Raw genomic sequence first — 1,048 nt, forward strand, 5'->3', positions numbered from 1 at the left:
TGGCCGACAGATCAAACGCAAGGCACCAGGGCCAGTCGTAGCGCGAGTCAGGCCACCGCGTGGAGCGGCACCCGAACATCCTCACAGTCGTAGCGGGTGGCGACGGCCCGGTGGTGTTTGAGCCGGTTGATTGTCCGCTCGACTTCGTTGCGGCGTTTGTAGAGCTCGCTGTCAAAGCCGGTGGGCCGACCGCCCTTGCTGCCGCGGCGTTTGCGGTTGGCCCGTTGGTCCTTCGGTTCCGGGATCGTGTGCTTGATCTGTCGTCTTCGCAGGTGGCTGCGATTGCGGCGTGAGCTGTATGCCTTGTCGCCGCTGACGTGGTCCGGCCTGGTGCGGGGGTGCCCGCCGCCAGGCCGGGCGACGCGGATCCGGGCGAGGACCTCGGTGAACTGGGGTGCGTCGCCCCACTGGCCCGGGGTGACCAGTAAGGCCAGCGGGCGGCAGCCACCCTCGCCGGCGAGGTGGATCTTGCAGGTCAGGCCGCCCCGGGACCGTCCGAGTCCCTCGTCGGGGCGGTGGTTTCGAGGCGTCGTTCTTTTTTCGGGACTCTCGGGGCGGCCTTGCGGGCCCCGGCCGCGTGCTGGTGGGCCCGGCACGTGGTCGAGTCGACGCCCACCATGCTCCAGTCGAGCCGGCCCGCCAGATCGGTATCGGCCTGGACCGACCGCAGGATCCGATCCCATGTGCCGTCGGCGGACCAACGCCGGTGGCGTTCGTAGACCGTCTTCCAGCTGCCGTATCGCTCGGGGAGGTCTCGCCACGGAATCCCGGTCCGCACTCGGAACAGGATCCCGTTGACCACCTGGCGGTGGTCACACCAGCGTCCACCGCGCAGGCCGGCGGCGGGCAGATGCGGCTCAAGCCGCACCCACTCCGCATTCGTCAGATCAACCCGCCCCATGCCCGACCTAACGACCGGACAAGCAGACAGTCACAAGATCCGCCGGACAGGACCTAGTACTGCAACGGTGTTTGCCGTGACGGTTGGGCAGGTCGGTCGTTGGTCAGTTCATGGGTGGGGAACTTGTTGATGCCCGGTCGTGGGCTG

1 protein-coding gene is annotated in these 1,048 nt (G+C 68.1%); it reads right to left on the reverse strand.

Going from position 1 to position 1,048, the window contains the following annotated elements:
• Window positions 1-47: 47 nt before the first annotated feature.
• A protein-coding gene (locus tag ACZ3X1_RS37330; RefSeq protein ID WP_467284027.1) for an IS5 family transposase occupies window positions 48-901 on the reverse strand; the annotation gives its coding sequence in 2 pieces (ribosomal slippage) (window positions 48-553 and window positions 553-901; 855 coding nt in all).
• Window positions 902-1,048 lie beyond the last annotated feature (147 nt).

The sequence above is a fragment of the Streptomyces sp. NPDC023541 genome (assembly GCF_055559995.1).